We start from the raw sequence: 18,629 nt of genomic DNA, 5'->3' as shown, positions 1-18,629 counted from the left end.
TACTTATCTAAATTTATATAGCCAAAAATAATTTAAGATTTATCACCTCAGGCTATTTTTATATTCATAAAGGTACATTTCTTTAAGTACATAGGTAAACTTTACTGCATTTTAAGAATAAAAGAATTTTATTCCTATTGTTGAGGATGAGAATACTATTTTTTTATATTGGAATAATAAGAGTAAATCTATAATACAGAAAAGAGGTATTTCTAGTATGCATGAAAATAAAAAGAATCTATTAGATGGAAGCTTAGCTCAATATAATGATACAGCTGTTCCAAAAATACCAGTATTCGCTGGTAGTGATATAACTTCAGAAGTTTATTATTTTAAACCTAATCAAGTTCTTAATGCTCATAGACATCCTAATGGTGAGCAAATATTTGTGTTTCTAAAGGGCGAAGGTAAAATGAAGCTTGGTGAACATGAATGTGATGTAAAAGATGGTGATACTGTCTTTGTACCAACAGGAGAATGGCATGAGATTACTAATGGAAGCAAAGAAGAAATGGTAGCTGTTCAAATCACAAAAATCAATGCTGGAGCAGAATATAGAGGATAGATATATAAGTACAATTAGTACTTTAATTTCTATTTTATTATATAAACTTTAATCTCAAACTGTAAAAAGAGGCTATCTCAAAATAGAGATAAGCCTCTTTTTCATTGTTGAAATGATGAACATATATTCTTTATTTTATATTTTTTATAGCATTCTCAGCAAACTCAGTATTTACAATATCTTTATAAGGTGCTTCTTTGTCTAATTCTTTGGCCTCTTTCATAACAGACATTAATTTGTTCAATCCTTCTTCTTTTAATACAGGATTTTGAGACCATGCATCTATTGATTTGTATCTATCTACAACTGTTGTTAAGTCTTCTAAAGATATATCTTCAAAGAAAGGTTGCATAGCTTTAGCTATATCCTTACTAGGTGCTTGTTGAACCCATAGTTGACCTTTATAGACAGCATTTGTAAATCTTTGAATTAAATCTTTATTATTTTTCATATATGATCTAGTAGTGGAATAAGCTGTAAATGGTATTTCTCCAGAATCTTTTCCTATAGATGTAACTATATATCCACTACCTTCTTTTTCCATAGCTGTTGCTGTAGGTTCAAAAGCTGTTGTAAAGTCTCCTTCTCCACCTGCAAAAGCTCCTGCCATTACACCAAATTGTACATCAGTTCTTACATTAACATTACCTGCTTTTAGATTTTCTCCTATAGTAAGCCCTTTGTCTTTTAGAACATATTCAAAAGTCATAAGTGGAACTCCACCTTTTCTGCCACCTAATATTTCTTTTCCTTTTAAATCATCATAAGAGAAATTAGACATTTTTTTTCTAGCTACTAAAAAACTTCCATCTCTTTTAGTCAATTGAGCAAAGTTCACTGCATAATCATTTTTATTTTGATTATATACATATATAGATGCTTCAGGACCCATTAGACCTACATTTGCTTCACCTGAAATCAAAGCCGCCATAGTTTTATCAGCACCTTGAGTATTTATAAGGTCGATTTTTATACCTTCATCTTCAAAAAAACCTTTTGTAATAGCAGCATATTGTGGAGCGTAAAAAACGGAATGAGTAACTTCTGCTATAGTTACCTTATCTAGATTTTTAGATGAAGAAGAGTCATCTTTTTTATCATTGGAACTAAAATCACATCCAGTTAGACATAGCGTGCCTATAACAACAGAACTTGCAATTGCAACTATTTTTTTAAACATAATAAATACCTCCCATAAGACATCCGAATAATATATAGTATTAAATATTTATTGTAGTTGTTACAAAAATGTATCTATATTTATTCTATTTCTACAAAAACCTAAAAATAAATTTGAGTTTTATGTTTTAAACAATGTTTAATCTTGGGTAAATTATATTGATTATTTATAATTTAAAGGGTAAAATTAAAATAATATTATTTTAGAGTACTATATATAAATACTAATTTATATGAAAAGAATTTATATATAAAGTTAGATTATTTTTATATGAAATAACCTAACTTTATATTTTGCAATTACTTGAGTATTACTGGACAAACATAATTAAAATGGAGGAAATTATATGAAACAAAATAAATATGATAATGATGAATTCTTTGATAAATACAGTAAAATGGAACGTTCTATAAATGGTCTAGCAGGTGCTGGAGAATGGCATGTTTTAAAAAAAATGTTACCAGAATTTAAAGGAAAACGCGTTTTAGATTTGGGCTGTGGATTTGGATGGCACTGTCAATATGCAGTTGAAAATGGAGCAGATTCTGCTGTTGGAATTGATATTTCAGAAAAAATGCTAAAAGAAGCTAGAAACAAAACAAAATTTGATAATATAAAATACATATGTATGCCTATTGAAGATATTAATTTTCTAAAAGATAGTTTTGATATAGTTATTAGTTCTTTGGCACTACATTATATTCAATCATTTGAAGATATATGTAATAAAATAAGTGACTGCCTTTCAAGTAGAGGTGAGTTCGTATTTTCTGTTGAACATCCTATATTCACTGCATATGGAACTCAAGAATGGTATTGTGACAAGGATGGTAATCATCTTCATTGGCCAGTTGATAGATATTTTACAGAAGGAGTACGTAAATCTAATTTTTTAGGAGAAGAAGTTATAAAATATCATAAAACACTGACAACTTATCTAAATACTTTAAATAAAACTGGATTTGAAATATTAGAAATAATCGAACCTCAACCAGAAGAAAAACTATTAGATACAATTCCTGAAATGAAAGATGAATTACGCAGACCTATGATGTTACTTGTAGCTGCAAGAAAAAGATAGTAAAGAATAGTTAATTTAGCTTATAGAGAAAATTTTAAATGCTAAGCTGAAAGATTAATTGTATTTTTTAAAGAAGGCAAAAGTAATGATTTCTTTTGCCTTTTCTAGTAAGTAACAATTATACTTCTACATAATATATTTCATTTCCATTTTGTTCTATAAGTTTTTTCATGTCTTCAAATTTCAAAAACACAGTAGCTGTGTTGTCATTTGGATGTATACCTATTTTATCCATTTTTAATAAATCTTTATCAAATACAACTTTTACAACAGCATCTGTATCATTTAATATACCAAAAGGAGTTACAGCTCCCTTAGTAAGTTTTAAGTATTTCTGAAGTCTTTCTTCTGATGCAAAACTAAGAGGCTTACTATCAATTTGTTGACGAATGTCTTTTAAATCTGCTTTTTTATCCTTACCTAGTACAACTAAAAAATGTTCTTTCCCTTTAGCATCACGAAGAAATAAATTTTTTACAACAAATTCCATATGTAATGTTTCTAATTGTTCCATTTCTTCAATTGTATAAACTGGTGGATGATTTACAGCTTCATAAGGTATATTTAATTCATCCAATTTTCTATATACTTCTTGTTGTTGAGTATCCATAATATCCTCCTATTAGAAATTTATTTTATATATAAACAATATTATCACATAAAACTTCAAAAGAAAACGTTTTATGGTGTGTAAATGCTATATTATTTGCTTTTAGATAAAGCTCTAATGTACAAATATAATTCTATAAAGTTAAAAAATTTTAAAAATACTTGTAAAAAGAACATTATTTACTATTTATAGATTATATAAAAAGAGATTATATAAAGTCACATATGAAAAAACTATATTATACTATCTTTTCTTTTTGGAATAAACTATACTTTAAATAGAGATATTTAATTTTAATAAATTTTACAGTATTAACAGTAAATTACCTTAGAAAGGAACGTGCTTTATATGTCTACAGACAAAGTTGTTGGAATCATAGATGAAGAAACTGCAGAACTTGCTGGAATTGAATATACTGGTAAAATTTATGCTTCTTCTGGTGTTATAAAACATATAAAGAAAAAACATAGGTGTCAATTAAGTAAGGATATTGTTAATGATATAATAGATACTATAAAAATGGTACTCAAATCTCCTGAATATATAGGCAGTCATCCTAAAAAGCCTGGAAAAAGTGTGGAGTTTATAAAAAAAATTGGTGATTATATTTTAGTGGCTACAGAACTAGATACAAAAAAGGGATATTTATATGTATCTTCACTATATGCTATAAAAGAAGCGAAATTAGAAAGTAGAATTAGTAGTGGAAGAGTAAAACAATACGAAAGTTAACAGAATATTATTATTTTTGAAACTATTGAAAAATATTGTTAAATAAGTTATAATATTAATATATATGTAGATATTTATTAGTTAGATTTGAGGTTGGAAAGGGCACCCAATACGCTACTATGGAGTAGTTAATAGAGATGCAGGATACGCCGCCCTGCCAAATCTAATTACATTTAAAAGAGAGGATTAATTCCTCTCTTATTGTTTTTTGAACTATTAAGTAAATTTATATAAAAGATTTGAAGTATAAGAATACTTACTTTATCCTAAATAATTTCTTAGATATTCATATAATGTGATTTATGGAATAATATGAATAATCCTATATCTATAAAAAAGTATTTTTTTGTATTAGTTTCTAAAAATTTAGTTAGAAACTATATCATTATGGAAAAAAATGTATTATAATATTTAGAAATATTATAATAAGGGGCGATTAGATATGAGTTTATCAAAGAAAATAGAAGATAAGAGAAAAGCTAAACAAAGAGCTGAAAAAGTTAAGCAAGCTAAAGTTGCTACAGCTGGTGTAGTGTTAGGAGCAGTTACTGGTGCAGTGAGTGGAGTATTGTTGGCTCCTAAATCAGGAAAAGAAACAAGAGAAGACATAAAAGATGCTTCACAACAGATTGTTGAAAAAATAAATATTAAAACAGTAGATGTAAAAGATAAAATGTCTAACAAGCTAGAAGATAGAAGAGGAAATTTTATGGAGTCAAAGAAAAAAATAAGAAAGTATATAGATACTAAAAAGAACATTGAGCATTCTAATGAGGAAGATAAAATAATAGATATTGTTGAACCAGTTAGTGTCACTGAGGAATAGGAATGAACAATACAATAACAATCAATATAAGTATAATATATATATTATTAGCTATACTTGGATGTGTTGCTTTAGTTTATTTAATTATTGTACTTGCTAAATTACATAAGATTTTAAGTAATGTTGGAACTGTTTTAAATGATAATACACAAAATATAAATACAACTTTAAATAATCTTCCTAGTGTTGTAGAGAATTTTGGAGAAGTAGGAGAAAATATGAAAGATGTAACTGAAGCAGTTACTGAAGTTACAGCAGATTTTCTTGTTACTAAAGACAGTGTCAAATCAAATATGGATGTTATAGTTGATATATTGACTATAATCAAAAACATTTTTTTAGATAAAAAATAATTCTAGTTTTAATGAAAAAATTATTAAAACAGAAAATAATTTATCGATAAAATTAATATGAATAAATAAAGATGTATCTATTAATTAATAAACTAACAAGTAGATACATCTTTTTATTAGATTTTTATAAAATAATCATTCTCTTATAATTTATCTATTTGTTTTAATGCTAATTTAACAGTTTCATATCTATCAGCACCATTTATTACTACATCACCTTTTACAAGTTTATTAGCTTCTCCACCTATAACATAAACTTTTTTCCCTAAACCTTGCTTATAACTAGATGCTTCAACCATTAAAGCATCTTTTAATTGCCAGTATAAAATCTGAGCTGCTACTTTGTCAGCATCTCCTGTATAAACTATTACATTTTCATACACTTTATTTCCCCCCTGAGAATCTGATATAGATTTATTTAATATTCCTTCTGCTATCAATTTAGCAACTTTATCTTTATTGTTAATGTAGTAATCTGTATCTGCCTTACTATCTACAAAACATACTTCTATTAATATTGCTGGTGCATCAGTATGATTAAGCCAATAAAGACCTCTAACATCAGATTTTGCTCCTCTGTTTTTAAATACTGTAGCTAATTTAGCATTTACTCTTTCTGCATGTATTTTCCCATTATTAGTTTTATATATTGTTTCTGTACCTTCTGGAGCTGAAGTTGTGACATTTGCATTAAAATGAATTTGAACAGCTAAATCAGTTTCTTGTTTGTTTGCTATTTTACACTGGTCTGCTAAATGATTATTTGATTCATCAACTCTTCCTGTGTAAACAGTAGCTCCCCCCATTTTAAGCCATTTGACAATCAAGTCATTCATTATTCTTGTTTCTTTACCTTCATTTATATATCCAACAGCTCCTGTACCTTTTCCAGTTAAAGTATGCCCTGGTATTACTACTACTTTCAAGCTATGCATCTCCTTTTCAATTAAATTTAACCTCTATTTAATATATGCATAACTTAGAAATTTGTTTCTTTTTATGTCTTATAGATTTAATATAAGATATCTTGTAAATTCATAGAGCATTTAGGTAAAATGTATTAAAGTTATAGTTTTGTATATAATACATTGCTTGATTTCAATAATTTTATAGCATATTCATCCATTCTATATCCATTTCTATAATATATATGTTTAATTCCAGATTGAATTATGGCTTTAGTACAATTTAAACATGGAAAATGAGTTACATAAATGGAACAATCTTTAACTGCGATACCTTCTTTGGCACAATAGTAAAGAGCATTTTGTTCAGCATGAATTGTCCTAATACAATGTCCATCTCTCATCTCATGACCAACTTCACTGCAATGCTTATCTCCAGAAATACTACCATTATAACCAGTAGATACAATTCTATTTTCTGAATTTACAATTATAGCACCTACATAGGCTCTATCACAAGTACCTCTTTCAGCTACTGTCTCACATAATCTCATAAAATATTCTTGCCATGAACATCTATTTTCAATTTTATTTTCCAAATTAATCCCTCCAAACTTATGTCTAATATATAAGGTTTATACCTTAAAAATAGTATTAAAAACAAATTTATATATAAATATGTTAGAAACAAAGCAATTTAAAATAAGAAAACTGTCTCAATAAAATCGAGACAGTTTTATAATCAAGGTTTATAATAGAAGTTCATATTTTTCTTTAAATTCTTTTACAGCTTCAGGCCATGCCTTTTGCTCTGTAATCCCTTTTTCTTTAGCTATTTTAATTGCAATTTTTCTTATCATTGCAGCTCCCTCTAATATTCCCATTTTTAATCTCCCTTCAAATATCTTTTTGTATAGAATATAAATAGTGCTAAGATTTATTACATGCTGCATATACAATATTTATACAACATGTAACTTCTAAATTCCTTTTATTTTCATATGTCTTTAACCGACATATAATTATATTCAGTAAGTTTTAAAATTATCACTTAAATAATTATTATTTAATCTTTTTTATTATTTACTTTCTTATTTACACACTAAAAACTGTAGGTAAATTTGTCTTATATTTTCACAAATATTCCTACAGCTTTAATTATTAAAAATGTATCTCTTTAATTTCGAAAAATGATTACTTATAAGAAATCATTCCTTATTATAATCACTAAAATAATCAAATATCTTGAATAAAATTTTACTTATCTAGAATTGTATATTTTTTCTATAATATTAACTACAGCGTACATTGCCCATGCACAGATAGCCAATACAAATACGCCCATCATTACTAAATCTAATTTGAATACTTGAGAGCCATATACTATTAAGTATCCTATTCCATATCTTGAAACCAAAAACTCTCCAACAATTACACCTACCCAAGCCATACCAATATTAATCTTAGTTAAATTTATTAAATTTCCTGTATTTGCAGGTAGTATAAGTTTAAAAAGTATTTGGGATTTACTTGCTCCAAAACTTTTTAGCATTTTAATTTTTTCTTCATCTATATTCATAAAATAATTGTAAGCTGAAAGTATAGTAACAACAACCGAAATAGTTACAGCTGTTACGACGATTCCTTCTATTCCAGCACCTACCCAAACTATAATTATAGGAGCCAAAGCAGTCTTAGGAAGAGCATTTAAAACTACCAAAAATGGGTCTAATATTTTTGATAATTTCTCTGACCACCAAAGAGCAATTGCTACCAAGATACCTAAAACAGTCCCTATAACAAGACCAAGGACAGTTTCATATACAGATATTCCAATATGCTTAAATAACTGTCCACTAGATGCATACTGAATAAATAAATTGTAAATATCACTTGGTTTGCTAAATAGAAATGTATTTATAACATTTAAGTCAGCTAGAAGTTCCCAGACTATGATAAAACCAATTAGAATCAATAACTGGTAGAACAATACATTTCTTTTTTCTCTTTTTACACCTTTAACATAGTTTATATATCCTTCAGATCTTTTATTAAGCCTCATGTGTATCTAGCTCCTTCCATAATATGTCGAAATACTTTTGAAAATCCGGAACTTTACGTGTTTTGAGAGGCGTTTTTGTTCCCTCCATATTAAGTTCAATGTCGTAAATGTTTTTTATGGTAGCAGGTCTTTTAGATAATATTGCAACCTTATCTGATATGCTTATTGCTTCACCAATATCATGCGTAACCAAAATAGTAGACTTATTCTCATTTTTAATAATACTATAAACATCATCACAAACTAACAATCTCGTCTGATAATCAAGAGCTGAAAAAGGCTCATCTAAAAGTAAAATATCTGGATTTACAGACAGGGTCCTAATAAGTGCAACCCTTTGTCTCATACCACCAGATAATTCTTTTGGGTACATGTTTCTAAAATCCCATAATCCATAAGTCTTTAAAAGACTTTCAACTCTATCTAAAGATTTTTTATCTTTTTTGCCTTGAATTTCTAAGCCAATAGTTATATTATCCATTATATTTCTCCATTCAAGCAAATTATCTTTTTGAAACATATATCCAATATTTCCAGTAATCTTTACGTCGCCACTAGTTGGTTTTAAAAGATTAGTAAGAATATTTAAAATTGTAGATTTACCGCTTCCAGAAGGACCAAGCAAAGTTAATATTTCTCCTTCTTTCAAGTTAAAATTAACATCTTTTAATACTTCAAGCTCGCCTTCCTTAGTGTAGAAGTTCATATTTATATTTTTAACTTCTACTATGTTGTCATTCATTATGCCACCCCCTATAACTTTTAGCTCGTATATATTATGTTATTAACAATATGACCTATTTGTACCATTTTTCATAAATATAATATAAATATTTTGTTTATTTACGTATTTTCTTAGTAACTTGTACGTATAAATTATAGATAAATAAATTATAAGGTAGGGGATAGAATTGAGTAACATAATAACTAATTTAATAGAGTCAATATTTACTAATCCGATAACTATATTGTTTTTACTTGCAATAACTTTATATTCTGTTTTTAAGATAATAGAAAATAACAGAGTATACTCGTTTGTAAGTTCAAAACTAGAAGAAATCAATAGAAACCATAAAACGAGTGAATTTTATGGAAAGATAAGGAATGATTACTATACATATAGCAAAGAAAATCCTTATTCTGATGTAAATATAACTTCTTTTATAGAAGAAGTTGTATCAGATTTAAAACACAACAACTTACCACTTTTAGAGAAGATTAGAAGTATAAAAAATTCATCTTCAATAAGTATTTTGCTTGGAGTTTTAGGTACATTTGTTGGACTTTCTACAATGCTTTTATGTGTTGATACCAAAGACATTATAAATTCACTTCCTTCGACTATTAGTAGTATGCAGACTGCATTTACAACAAGCATCTTTGGAGTTGTATTTTCTCTAATTATAGGCTACTGTACAAAGATAAAAGATTGTGAACATGTTTTAATACAGATAATGTTAAAATGCGAAAATTTATTAACATCTGAGATAACTCATTTTAAATCAGAAAGAATGGATTTAAAAGTAGAAGAGGTAAAAAATACAATAAAACAAATAAGTAAGTCTATAGAAGCTATTGAAAAATTTGATAAAATATCTAAAGATTTAAATGACTTTAATGATGAATTCATAAGTGGAATAGAAGCTTTAAAAAGCCTTTTAGAGGGTTCTCAAAGCTCTATTAAGACTTTTGACCAAAGCGTAAGAAAATTAGATAAACAGTTTAATATTTTAAATGTAAAGTTTGTAAAATTGTTTGATAAGTATGATAATCAAGACAACATAAATAAAGAGATTTTATTTGACATAAAAGAATCTTCAAAAAATATATACAATGCTACTGAAAGCCAGTTTAAAATTAGAGACTACATAAAAAATATAAATGCAGGATTTGCTTTATATGAAAGAAGTGCCCAAGATTTATTAACTAAATTAATGACTCATGAAAATAAAATATCTCAAAATCAAAAAATTCTTTTAGATGAAAAGTTTACTCTAGATGATTCAATAAAAAATCTTTCAAGTATTATTGAAAACTTTTCCAATGACCTACAAGTTAAACTAGATATAATGTTTGAGAATTCTTTAGATATTCAAGATAAATTAGACGTTATGTTTAATAACTCTTTTATGCATGACGAAGTTCCTCTTGAGAGTGAAGAATTATTTAAAGATGATATCGATAGTGTATTTAACCCTTTCAGCGAAGAAATTTATGAGATAGAAAATAATGAAATAAAGGTCATAGGTGAGGATGAGTTAAATGAATAATAAATATAGAAGAACTATTAACAGAGAATTTGAAAAGAGTAGCTTTTGGCCAACATTTACAGATTTATTATCAACTGTATTGATGGTTGTGATTCTTATCTTATTTAGTTCAGAAAGTATTTCAGGTTCTGTCGAGCAAGATTTGGCCAAGAACGTCAATGCTTCTGTTGAGGAGACCTTTAAAAAAAGTGGTATTCCTGTGAAAGTAGATAAGGTTAATGGTCAAGTAACCTTTGGTGAAAGAACCATGTTTGATGTAGATAGTGATGTTTTAAAACCAGAGGCTAAAGAAATGTTAAAAATGTTTGTTCCAAAGTACATAGAAACTATATATAAAGATTATGGGGATTATATATCAAAAATAGTTATAGAAGGCCATACAGATGATGTAGGGAGCTATATATACAATTTAGACCTGTCCCAAAGAAGAGCATATAGTGTTGCAAAGTATATAGTAGGGGATGAGATTGGTAACTATAAATATAAAGATAAGGTTACTAGACATATTATTGCAATAGGAAGATCAAAAGCTGAACTTATAAAAGATGGAGATAATGGAGTAAACAGAGATGCATCTAGAAGAGTAGAGCTAAAATATGAAATAAATATTAATCAAAATAAATAATTGAATTTTTATAAAAAAAAAGAAGGCAGTTGGTGTGAGCTTTAAGCCTTCTTTAAGGAAAAAGTTTATTTATTTTTGTTGATATTTAACATATTATAGTTTTTAGAAAAAATTTGCAATATCTTAAACGTAAATGGTCGTTTAAAATGCATAACTGGGTACTACTGATGTAAAATATTTCATTTTATATAATATAAAATTTATAAGCAGTCAATTGTTGATATTATTATACGATAACAAGTCATTTAAAATAATATGTAGAAAAATATCATAAAAAACCATATAATGCTAGAGCTATTAGTATATTATATAGAGCTTAGAATAATTTAATTATTTATTAATTAGATTATAGTAGAAAAATAAAAAGGTAACAACTAACCTTAGTTGTTACCTTTTTATTGATGAAAAAATTTAACTTTAATTATTTTTTTATTAATTGATAACCAAAACAGATTCCTGCTCCTCCAGATTTCTTAATTTGATACATTGCTTGGTCTGCTTTATTGATTAATTCTTCTGCATTATTTCCATCTTCTGGATAGCAAGCTATGCCAACACTAGTATTGCAGTATACTGAGCCATTTTTTAAATTCCATGGTTTTTTAAATCTATTATGTATAAAATTTATTAAATTGCGAATATTATCTTTTGTAATATCCCCACCAATTACAGCAACAAATTCATCTCCACCATTTCTATAAACAGAATTCTTAAGAAGTGGAATTGAAGAGAAAAAATCCCCAAGTTTTACAAGGAATTCATCACCAGCATCATGCCCATAATTATCATTAATTACCTTAAAGCCATCAATATCGAAAAAGATTACATATCCTTGTTCATCTTCTTTAGCATTGTCGATTCTATTTTTACATTCTTCAATAAGCATCCTTCGGTTTGGCAGACCTGTTAATACATCGTAATTTGCCATATATTCAATTAATTCTTCATTCTTTTTATTATCAGTTATATCTGCACTACTAACAAGATGAGCAAGACGACCATCAACCCATCTAAAATCTGTACTAAATACTCTAAACCACGCTCCATCAAAAGGTCTTTGATAATTCCATGTATATACTCCTGTACTAGTCCCATTTTCATCAATAAGATTTTCTTGTGGACAAAACTCACAAGGAGATGTCTGTCCTGGGAAAAGAATTTGCCAGCATTTATGTTTTGAAAATTGAGATACGCCACCATAAGGAGCAGCCATTGACTCATTGACATATAAAATATCATATGTATAAAAATCAATTATATAAATATCTATGCCTGTATGATTTATTATTCCTTCAAGTGCAGTCTGTGTGAATAAAACTTTATTTCTATGTATTCTTATTCCTAAATACTTTTCAAGCATTGAAAGTACAATGGCTAATGTCTTAAGTTCAGAATCAGAAAAATCTACTTTACTGCATGTAGTATTTAGAAATAAGATAAAACCATAGTTATTAAAATATTCATCTACTACAGAAATTCCAAGCAAAGATTTTGCAGAAAAAATATTCATAAAATCAATCTCACATGATTTATAATCTTTATTTTTATCTAAGTAGATTATTTCTTGATGAGCTAATTGATTTTGAAAATCTGACTTAATTTCACATGCATTGAAACTATTGCATAATTTTATATCATTCAAACTATAATTTTCAATTAAATTAAATTGATTATATTGGTCTGCTTCATATACTAAACCACATTCAAATGAGAAGGTATTACAGATAAGTTCAAGAGATTTAGTAATTGTTTTTGTATCTATCTGTTTTCCAATGAGCATATTAGCAAGTGCTTGAATAAGTGTATAATGTGAGTTATCTTTCATTTTTACCTCCTAAGTAAAAATCCTGTCAATAACTCATCATTTGGCTAAGTTTGAAATGAGAATTTCCTTCCTCAAATATAGGTTAAGATAGTTAAACTGACAGTTATCAAAGTTTAAAATTATATTTTTATATTACTAATAATGACTTATTTAGCTATTTTCTTTTAGTTAATACATATATTATAGTATATTTTTTTAATGGATTAAAGCTTAAAAATTCCTTATGATGCAATTTATTATCATCACTATTATATTAAACATTATTACTTAAAAATACATAAAAAATTAACAGTTTATATTGTAAAAATAAAGAAATAATCAAGATATTATTGTTTCAATATTAAGTCAATATAATCCGACTATATAAGAGAAATATTGATACTAAATAGTTAATTATGATAAAATAAGTCGATAGATGTTGTAAAGTATTATGAAAATGGAGGAGTAGTTTGTGATAGGAAGTAGTATAAAAAATAGTAATATAAAAAGTAAAAGAAATTCTAAATTTAAAGCTTTAGTATTTTTACTGATAATATCTATATCGATTTATTTGACTGGTTGCGATACATCAGATAATGGCAACAATCAATCAAATAACAAAGATTCCTTATCTAGCAGTATATCAAGTGATAAAAATGTAAAGATTCATTTTATTAACACTGGAAATAGTGATGCAATATTGATTCAAGAGGGTAAAACTTTTACATTGATAGATGGTGGGGATAATGATGATGAAAATTTAATGGTAGATTATCTTAATAAGCAAGGTGTAAAAGATATTAAGTATCTTATAGCTACCCATTCTCATGCAGATCACTTAGGTGGACTTGATTCTGTTGCCAAAAACTTTAACATAGAGAATGTTTTTGTATCGAATGGTTCAGCAGAAACAAAGAGTTATAGAGACTTTATAAATGCTTTGGCAAATAAAGATTTATCTCCAAGTGTACCACTTGAAAATAAGAAGTTTTATTTAGAAGATTCTTACTTTGAAGTTCTAAATACAAATGGTGGAGATACGACTAATGAACAATCTCTAGTTCTTGCATATACTAATGGTAAAGATAAAGCTTTATTTACAGGTGATGCTGAAGAAGGTACAGAAAAAGAGATATTACCAAAACTTAGCAAAGTAGACCTTTTAAAAGTGGCTCATCATGGTTCTCGTAGTAGTTCATCTCAAGCGTTTTTAGATAAAGTAGACCCTGAGTATGCAGTCCTTTTAGTAGGTAAAGGCAATTCATATGGTCATCCACATCAAGAAACAATGAACAAATTGGAAAAAATGGGAGTAAAGGTACATAGAAGTGATGAGTGTTCAGACATAATATTTGAATCGACAGGTGATGGAGTATTTACAAGCTGTAAAGATGGAAGCTATAAAAAAGGGGTTAGAGAAGATGGAAACTCTGAAAAATCAAATAACAATACAATAAAAAATGAACCTCTAAATAAAGAACAAAATGTATCTAATACATCAGAAATAGTGTATTTTACTCCAAAAGGGAAGAGTTATCACTCAACAAAAAATTGTAGTGGTCTTTCAAGAAGTAAAAAAATATTATCAGGTACTATTTCCGAAAGTAAAAAAAATGACCCATGTGATATATGTTATGGAAAATAATAAAAGAGCAGATAATAAAAAATAAAATAAATGCATAAAAAAAATAAGCTATAATTAGTAGATAACACATTTTATCTATACGAATAGCTTATTTTTTTAGTATTCTTTAAATAGTTATTTTATAACTCTAAATACACCAGTTACAATACCTACAATTTCAACTTCTGAATCATTAAGCATAATTGGTTCCATAAAATCATTTTCTGGCTGAAGTCTTATTAAGTGTCCTTCTTTAAAAAATCTCTTAACCGTAGCAGATTCACCATTTATAAGTGCAACTACTATCTGAGAATTCAAGGCTGTATTTTTTTTGTCTACTACAACGTAATCTTCATCTAAAATTCCTGCATTAATCATACTTTCGCCTTTTACTCTTAATACAAAATTATTACTGCCCTTTACTAAACTGGCAGGGAATGGAATGTATTCCTCTATGTTTTGTTGAGCTAAAATGGGTTCTCCAGCTGTTATTTGACCTACTAATGGAAGTTCTATTATTTCTTGATTAGCTCCAGAAACATCATTTACTTTACTACGTTCTAAAACTTCAATAGCTCTTGGTTTAGTAGGGTCTTTTCTTATGTATCCCAGTTTTTCAAGTTTATTTAGATGAGAGTGTACAGTTGAAGTAGATCTTAACCCTACAGCAGTACATATTTCTCTTACAGCAGGTGGATAACCTTTTAATATGATTTGAGACTTTATAAATTCCAATATCAAGACTTGCTTTTCAGTTAGATCTAAATACATAACATCACTCATTTCTAAACATATTTTGTTTTTATTTCCATACGTTTTATATTTTTAATTATAACATAATCCATTTATATCTGCAAACATTTGTTCCTGATTTTTAATCATCCTCAATCCATTCAAAATTCTTAACTATATCACGTTTTACATTCTTTTTATGAGCTGCATAAAGCTGAGTAGTTGTGACATTATCATGGTCAAGTAAGTTTTGAACATCGTATATAGAAAATCCTGTTTGGATTAGGGAAGTCGCAGCAGTTGCTCTTAATTTATGAGGACTATATCCATTATCTCTAGTCGTATCCAGTGGAATAGAGGTATATTTTTTTACCAATGTTCTTATAGCTTTTGCTGTAATTCTCTTGTTTTGAAGAGATAAGAATAAAGCATCTTTTTCATCATCGTTTAATAAATCATCTCTTATTCTTTCATTTTGCAAATAGTCTTTTATTACATGTTCGCAAGTATGGTTTATAGGCATTAAAACTTCCTTTCCACGTTTTCTATATATTTTAAATTCTCCTCTTGAAAAATTAAAAGAGGATATGTTTAATTCTCTAAGTTCGTTTAATCTAAGCCCATATGTAACAAATAGAGCTAAAATAGCTTTATCACGCAATTTAGTCTTTCTCCAATATACTTTTTCTTTTTCTGTAAGACCTTCACCTGTTTCTACTGATTCTAACATCTTAGCAACTTCATCTATTTCAAGACGTTTAATAGCATCTGGTTGAGGTTTAGGAAGTTTTATTGGATTAAATCCATCAGTTATATTATTATCTATTTGAGAGTTCCTATATAAGAACTTAAATAGAGTAGAGATGGATGATTTTTTTCTTGCCAAAGCTCTATTATTATTTTCAAAAATTAATGTGTTTTTTTCTGTATTTTTATAATATCTACTACAATAATCACCTAAGAATAAATTTATATCTCTTGATTTTATTGTATTAAAATCATCTTCAGTAATATCTTTTATACAATCTGCACTTGTTAATTCTTTAGTTTCAACCAAATATGAACAGAAAAAATTTATATCTTCTAAATAAGCAAGTCGTGTGGAAACTGCAACAGAGCCTTTTAAATATATAAAATAATCCTTCATAAATACAGGAAGTTTATTTTCCAAAAGTAGACATTTTTCTATAAGCTCATTTTCCTTGATGACGATATTATCAGGTTTATCTGATTTATTATGTATTTTTATAATTTTCTTATCATTATTCAAAATTAAACCTCCTAAAGTAAAAATATAAATCTTTTAAATTATATAAATTAATTATAAATCTTTAATTTAATTATTTTTTGTATTTTTAAGAGATTAGTAGTGCTTTAATCGAGATTAGCACTAACTATTCCCTAAATCCACATTTAAAGACTAGTTGTATTTAAGTACTCTTTTTTTATTTCTCAATATATTTATAGAATAATTCTTAAAATATATTGAGAAATTTTATACTCTTTTTATACTCTACTGAAATCTTTTTTATTTAATATTTTTATCTGTTTCTAATAAAACTAAATATATTGTAAAATATACAGCTCTTTAATTAAAGTTTTTAAATGGACTGACCAAACTTAAAATATAAGATATTATTAGAGTTACCACTGAAAAAATAAGCCCTATCGCCATGAAAAAACTCACAAATATATTATATTGAACTATCAGACTGGATATATTCAAGTTATCAGGTCCAAGTAAGTATGTAATTAGACTTATCGCTAAAATAACTATGATTATAAAACTCAAACCATTTAAGCTGTTTTTTAAATCAGCACTACTAAGTGACATATGTGTAGATATAGAATACATTAGGAACATAAATATAAAATACTTCAATGAATATATACTAGGTGTTAACAACATTACTTTTATAAAATTAGAAATATCATCTATAATAATGTGTATAAAACCATTTATATTGAAACTATTAATCATACTTACATATAATTTTAAGTCTATATTTTGTGTCACTTTCATATAACTCTCTGGCAACAATATATTAAAAAGTAAAATAATCATTATTGTTCCACCTATAATAGGTGCAATTCCTATAAAGAAATTTCCTATACTTTGATAAAGACTATCTTTCTTATAACTATGACTTACATATCCTAATATGCCATCATTTTTACTTTCTATTGGTCTGAAAAATTTAACTGAATTTATTTTATGCATAAAAATCAAGCACATTATCAAATGACTAAGTTCATGAATAAATGTTCCTATAGCTCCAGTTACAATAATCCCAGTTTTTCCAAAAGATGAAAATATAAATTTATTGTTTAGATTTTCTGTAATACTAAAAATCAGTCCAAAAACAATAAATATTCCTAAAAAGCAAAAGATATTTATCATACTTATTTTTAAAATTTCGATTATATGAATCATAAATTAAAACCTCATGTAGAAGTATTTGACTACTCTACTTCATATCCATTACAAGTTAGAATTTTACAAGCATTTTCTATATCTTTTTCTTTTATTAAAATATAATCTGTATCATATGTAGAAATTGCAAATATGCTTATTTTATTTTCTGCTAATAAGCCACTTAGTTTAGATAAAATTCCTATAAGTGAAAAATCTAAAGGTCCTAGTATCTTAAGTATTCTCCACTCTTTTTCTGACTTAACATCAGAAGGAATATTATTATTTGAACATACAACACTTAATTCATCCTCAGTCTTAGTTATAGAGTAAAAGTTTTTTGTATCTATCCATGTTGGTATTTTACTATCATTATTTAATCTACATACTGCATACTCTTCTGCAAATAATTTTAATTTCATAATGTACATCTCCTCCAAACTTATTTGTCTACTTAAGATTATACATTAAAAATTATATAAAATAAAACATATAACGTAAAAAAGGTTCACTATAGTATCCTATTTCTATAGCCAACCTTTAAAACTTCATTAAATTCTAATAAAAAGATATATTATCTAGGTTCAATTATAAGTTTAATGGCTGTTTTCTTATCACCCTCGATTTCTATATCAGTAAATGCGGGAATGCAAACTAAATCCATTCCACTAGGTGCAACAAAACCTCTTGCTATTGCAATTGATTTTATCGCTTGATTTAGAGCTCCAGCTCCTATAGCTTGTATTTCTGCAATACCTCGTTCTCTCAGTACTCCAGCCAAGGCTCCAGCTACAGAATTAGGATTAGATTTTGATGAAACTTTTAGTACTTCCATTTCAACATCTCC

21 protein-coding genes are annotated in these 18,629 nt (G+C 27.0%); 8 read left to right on the top strand and 13 right to left on the bottom strand.

Translation table 11 applies throughout. The features are described 5' to 3' along the window. Positions 1–217 precede the first annotated feature (217 nt). On the top strand, positions 218–565 hold the full coding sequence (locus Q3304_RS12980; RefSeq protein ID WP_054270322.1) for a cupin domain-containing protein: 348 nt from the start codon (positions 218–220) through the stop codon (positions 563–565). Between the two features lie 130 nt (positions 566–695). On the opposite strand, the gene Q3304_RS12975 is transcribed toward Q3304_RS12980, so the two are convergent. Next, the gene (locus tag Q3304_RS12975; RefSeq protein ID WP_407813967.1) at positions 696–1,745 is read right to left on the bottom strand and encodes an ABC transporter substrate-binding protein; all 1,050 of its coding nucleotides are present in this window, start codon (positions 1,743–1,745) and stop codon (positions 696–698) included. A 346-nt stretch (positions 1,746–2,091) separates the two neighbouring features. Here Q3304_RS12975 and Q3304_RS12970 point away from each other — a divergent pair, with 346 nt between their 5' ends. Further along, positions 2,092–2,826 carry a class I SAM-dependent methyltransferase gene (locus Q3304_RS12970; protein ID WP_407813968.1) on the top strand — a complete coding sequence of 245 codons (735 nt, stop codon included), beginning with the start codon at positions 2,092–2,094 and terminating at the stop codon, positions 2,824–2,826. Positions 2,827–2,944: 118 nt separating this feature from the next. Here the strand turns inward: Q3304_RS12970 and Q3304_RS12965 are convergent, their stop codons facing one another. Beyond that, complete coding sequence (locus Q3304_RS12965) at positions 2,945–3,436, bottom strand: prolyl-tRNA synthetase associated domain-containing protein (protein ID WP_074178158.1); 492 nt, start codon at positions 3,434–3,436, stop codon at positions 2,945–2,947. Positions 3,437–3,784: 348 nt separating this feature from the next. On the opposite strand from Q3304_RS12965, the gene Q3304_RS12960 reads away from it, so the two are divergent. From Q3304_RS12960 to Q3304_RS12950, 3 genes are all read left to right on the top strand, one after another. Beyond that, positions 3,785–4,168 (top strand): PBECR2 nuclease fold domain-containing protein, encoded by a 384-nt coding sequence (locus Q3304_RS12960; protein WP_054270335.1) that lies wholly within the window; start codon positions 3,785–3,787, stop codon positions 4,166–4,168. Between the two features lie 442 nt (positions 4,169–4,610). Next, complete coding sequence (locus Q3304_RS12955) at positions 4,611–4,994, top strand: YtxH domain-containing protein (RefSeq protein ID WP_054270336.1); 384 nt, start codon at positions 4,611–4,613, stop codon at positions 4,992–4,994. A 2-nt stretch (positions 4,995–4,996) separates the two neighbouring features. Beyond that, complete coding sequence (locus Q3304_RS12950) at positions 4,997–5,347, top strand: hypothetical protein (RefSeq protein WP_054270337.1); 351 nt, start codon at positions 4,997–4,999, stop codon at positions 5,345–5,347. 143 nt (positions 5,348–5,490) lie between these two features. Here Q3304_RS12950 and Q3304_RS12945 read toward each other — a convergent pair whose 3' ends face one another. From Q3304_RS12945 to Q3304_RS12925, 5 genes are all read right to left on the bottom strand, one after another. After that, a complete protein-coding gene (locus tag Q3304_RS12945; RefSeq protein WP_223195921.1) occupies positions 5,491–6,282 on the bottom strand; it encodes an N-acetylmuramoyl-L-alanine amidase in 792 nt (263 codons plus the stop codon). A gap of 131 nt (positions 6,283–6,413) precedes the next feature. After that, positions 6,414–6,851 carry a cytidine/deoxycytidylate deaminase family protein gene (locus tag Q3304_RS12940; RefSeq protein ID WP_074178160.1) on the bottom strand — a complete coding sequence of 146 codons (438 nt, stop codon included), beginning with the start codon at positions 6,849–6,851 and terminating at the stop codon, positions 6,414–6,416. A gap of 150 nt (positions 6,852–7,001) precedes the next feature. Beyond that, positions 7,002–7,136, bottom strand: a complete 135-nt coding sequence (locus Q3304_RS12935; RefSeq protein ID WP_054270339.1) for a hypothetical protein — start codon at positions 7,134–7,136, stop codon at positions 7,002–7,004. A gap of 377 nt (positions 7,137–7,513) precedes the next feature. Next, on the bottom strand, positions 7,514–8,314 hold the full coding sequence (locus Q3304_RS12930) for an ABC transporter permease (protein WP_054270340.1): 801 nt from the start codon (positions 8,312–8,314) through the stop codon (positions 7,514–7,516). Next, positions 8,304–9,056, bottom strand: coding sequence for an ABC transporter ATP-binding protein (locus tag Q3304_RS12925; protein WP_407813969.1), 753 nt, complete (start codon positions 9,054–9,056; stop codon positions 8,304–8,306). Before Q3304_RS12925 ends, Q3304_RS12930 begins: the two co-directional genes overlap by 11 nt. A gap of 169 nt (positions 9,057–9,225) precedes the next feature. Here Q3304_RS12925 and Q3304_RS12920 point away from each other — a divergent pair, with 169 nt between their 5' ends. Both Q3304_RS12920 and Q3304_RS12915 read left to right on the top strand, forming a co-directional pair. After that, positions 9,226–10,584 carry a hypothetical protein gene (locus Q3304_RS12920; protein WP_407813970.1) on the top strand — a complete coding sequence of 453 codons (1,359 nt, stop codon included), beginning with the start codon at positions 9,226–9,228 and terminating at the stop codon, positions 10,582–10,584. Further along, positions 10,577–11,209, top strand: coding sequence for an OmpA family protein (locus Q3304_RS12915; RefSeq protein ID WP_407813971.1), 633 nt, complete (start codon positions 10,577–10,579; stop codon positions 11,207–11,209). The genes Q3304_RS12920 and Q3304_RS12915 overlap by 8 nt, the downstream gene beginning before the upstream one ends. Positions 11,210–11,630: 421 nt before the next feature. On the opposite strand, the gene Q3304_RS12910 is transcribed toward Q3304_RS12915, so the two are convergent. Continuing rightward, on the bottom strand, positions 11,631–13,034 hold the full coding sequence (locus Q3304_RS12910; protein ID WP_407813972.1) for a diguanylate cyclase domain-containing protein: 1,404 nt from the start codon (positions 13,032–13,034) through the stop codon (positions 11,631–11,633). A 466-nt stretch (positions 13,035–13,500) separates the two neighbouring features. Here Q3304_RS12910 and Q3304_RS12905 point away from each other — a divergent pair, with 466 nt between their 5' ends. Beyond that, complete coding sequence (locus Q3304_RS12905; RefSeq protein WP_407813998.1) at positions 13,501–14,658, top strand: ComEC/Rec2 family competence protein; 1,158 nt, start codon at positions 13,501–13,503, stop codon at positions 14,656–14,658. Positions 14,659–14,772: 114 nt separating this feature from the next. Here Q3304_RS12905 and lexA read toward each other — a convergent pair whose 3' ends face one another. The 5 genes from lexA to Q3304_RS12880 form a co-directional block, all read right to left on the bottom strand. Then, the gene (lexA, locus tag Q3304_RS12900; protein WP_054270364.1) at positions 14,773–15,408 is read right to left on the bottom strand and encodes a transcriptional repressor LexA; all 636 of its coding nucleotides are present in this window, start codon (positions 15,406–15,408) and stop codon (positions 14,773–14,775) included. A 103-nt stretch (positions 15,409–15,511) separates the two neighbouring features. Then, positions 15,512–16,639, bottom strand: a complete 1,128-nt coding sequence (locus tag Q3304_RS12895; protein ID WP_167640893.1) for a tyrosine-type recombinase/integrase — start codon at positions 16,637–16,639, stop codon at positions 15,512–15,514. 318 nt (positions 16,640–16,957) lie between these two features. Continuing rightward, the gene (locus tag Q3304_RS12890; protein ID WP_407813973.1) at positions 16,958–17,803 is read right to left on the bottom strand and encodes a hypothetical protein; all 846 of its coding nucleotides are present in this window, start codon (positions 17,801–17,803) and stop codon (positions 16,958–16,960) included. Between the two features lie 29 nt (positions 17,804–17,832). Continuing rightward, positions 17,833–18,204, bottom strand: a complete 372-nt coding sequence (locus Q3304_RS12885) for an ACT domain-containing protein (protein WP_074178173.1) — start codon at positions 18,202–18,204, stop codon at positions 17,833–17,835. A gap of 152 nt (positions 18,205–18,356) precedes the next feature. Beyond that, positions 18,357–18,617 carry a stage V sporulation protein S gene (locus Q3304_RS12880; RefSeq protein ID WP_003424039.1) on the bottom strand — a complete coding sequence of 87 codons (261 nt, stop codon included), beginning with the start codon at positions 18,615–18,617 and terminating at the stop codon, positions 18,357–18,359. Between the last annotated feature and the right edge of the window lie 12 nt (positions 18,618–18,629).

Source organism: Clostridioides sp. GD02377 (assembly GCF_045899875.1).
GTDB lineage: Bacteria > Bacillota > Clostridia > Peptostreptococcales > Peptostreptococcaceae > Clostridioides > Clostridioides difficile_A.
This window is presented reverse-complemented; position numbering and strand designations above follow the sequence as displayed.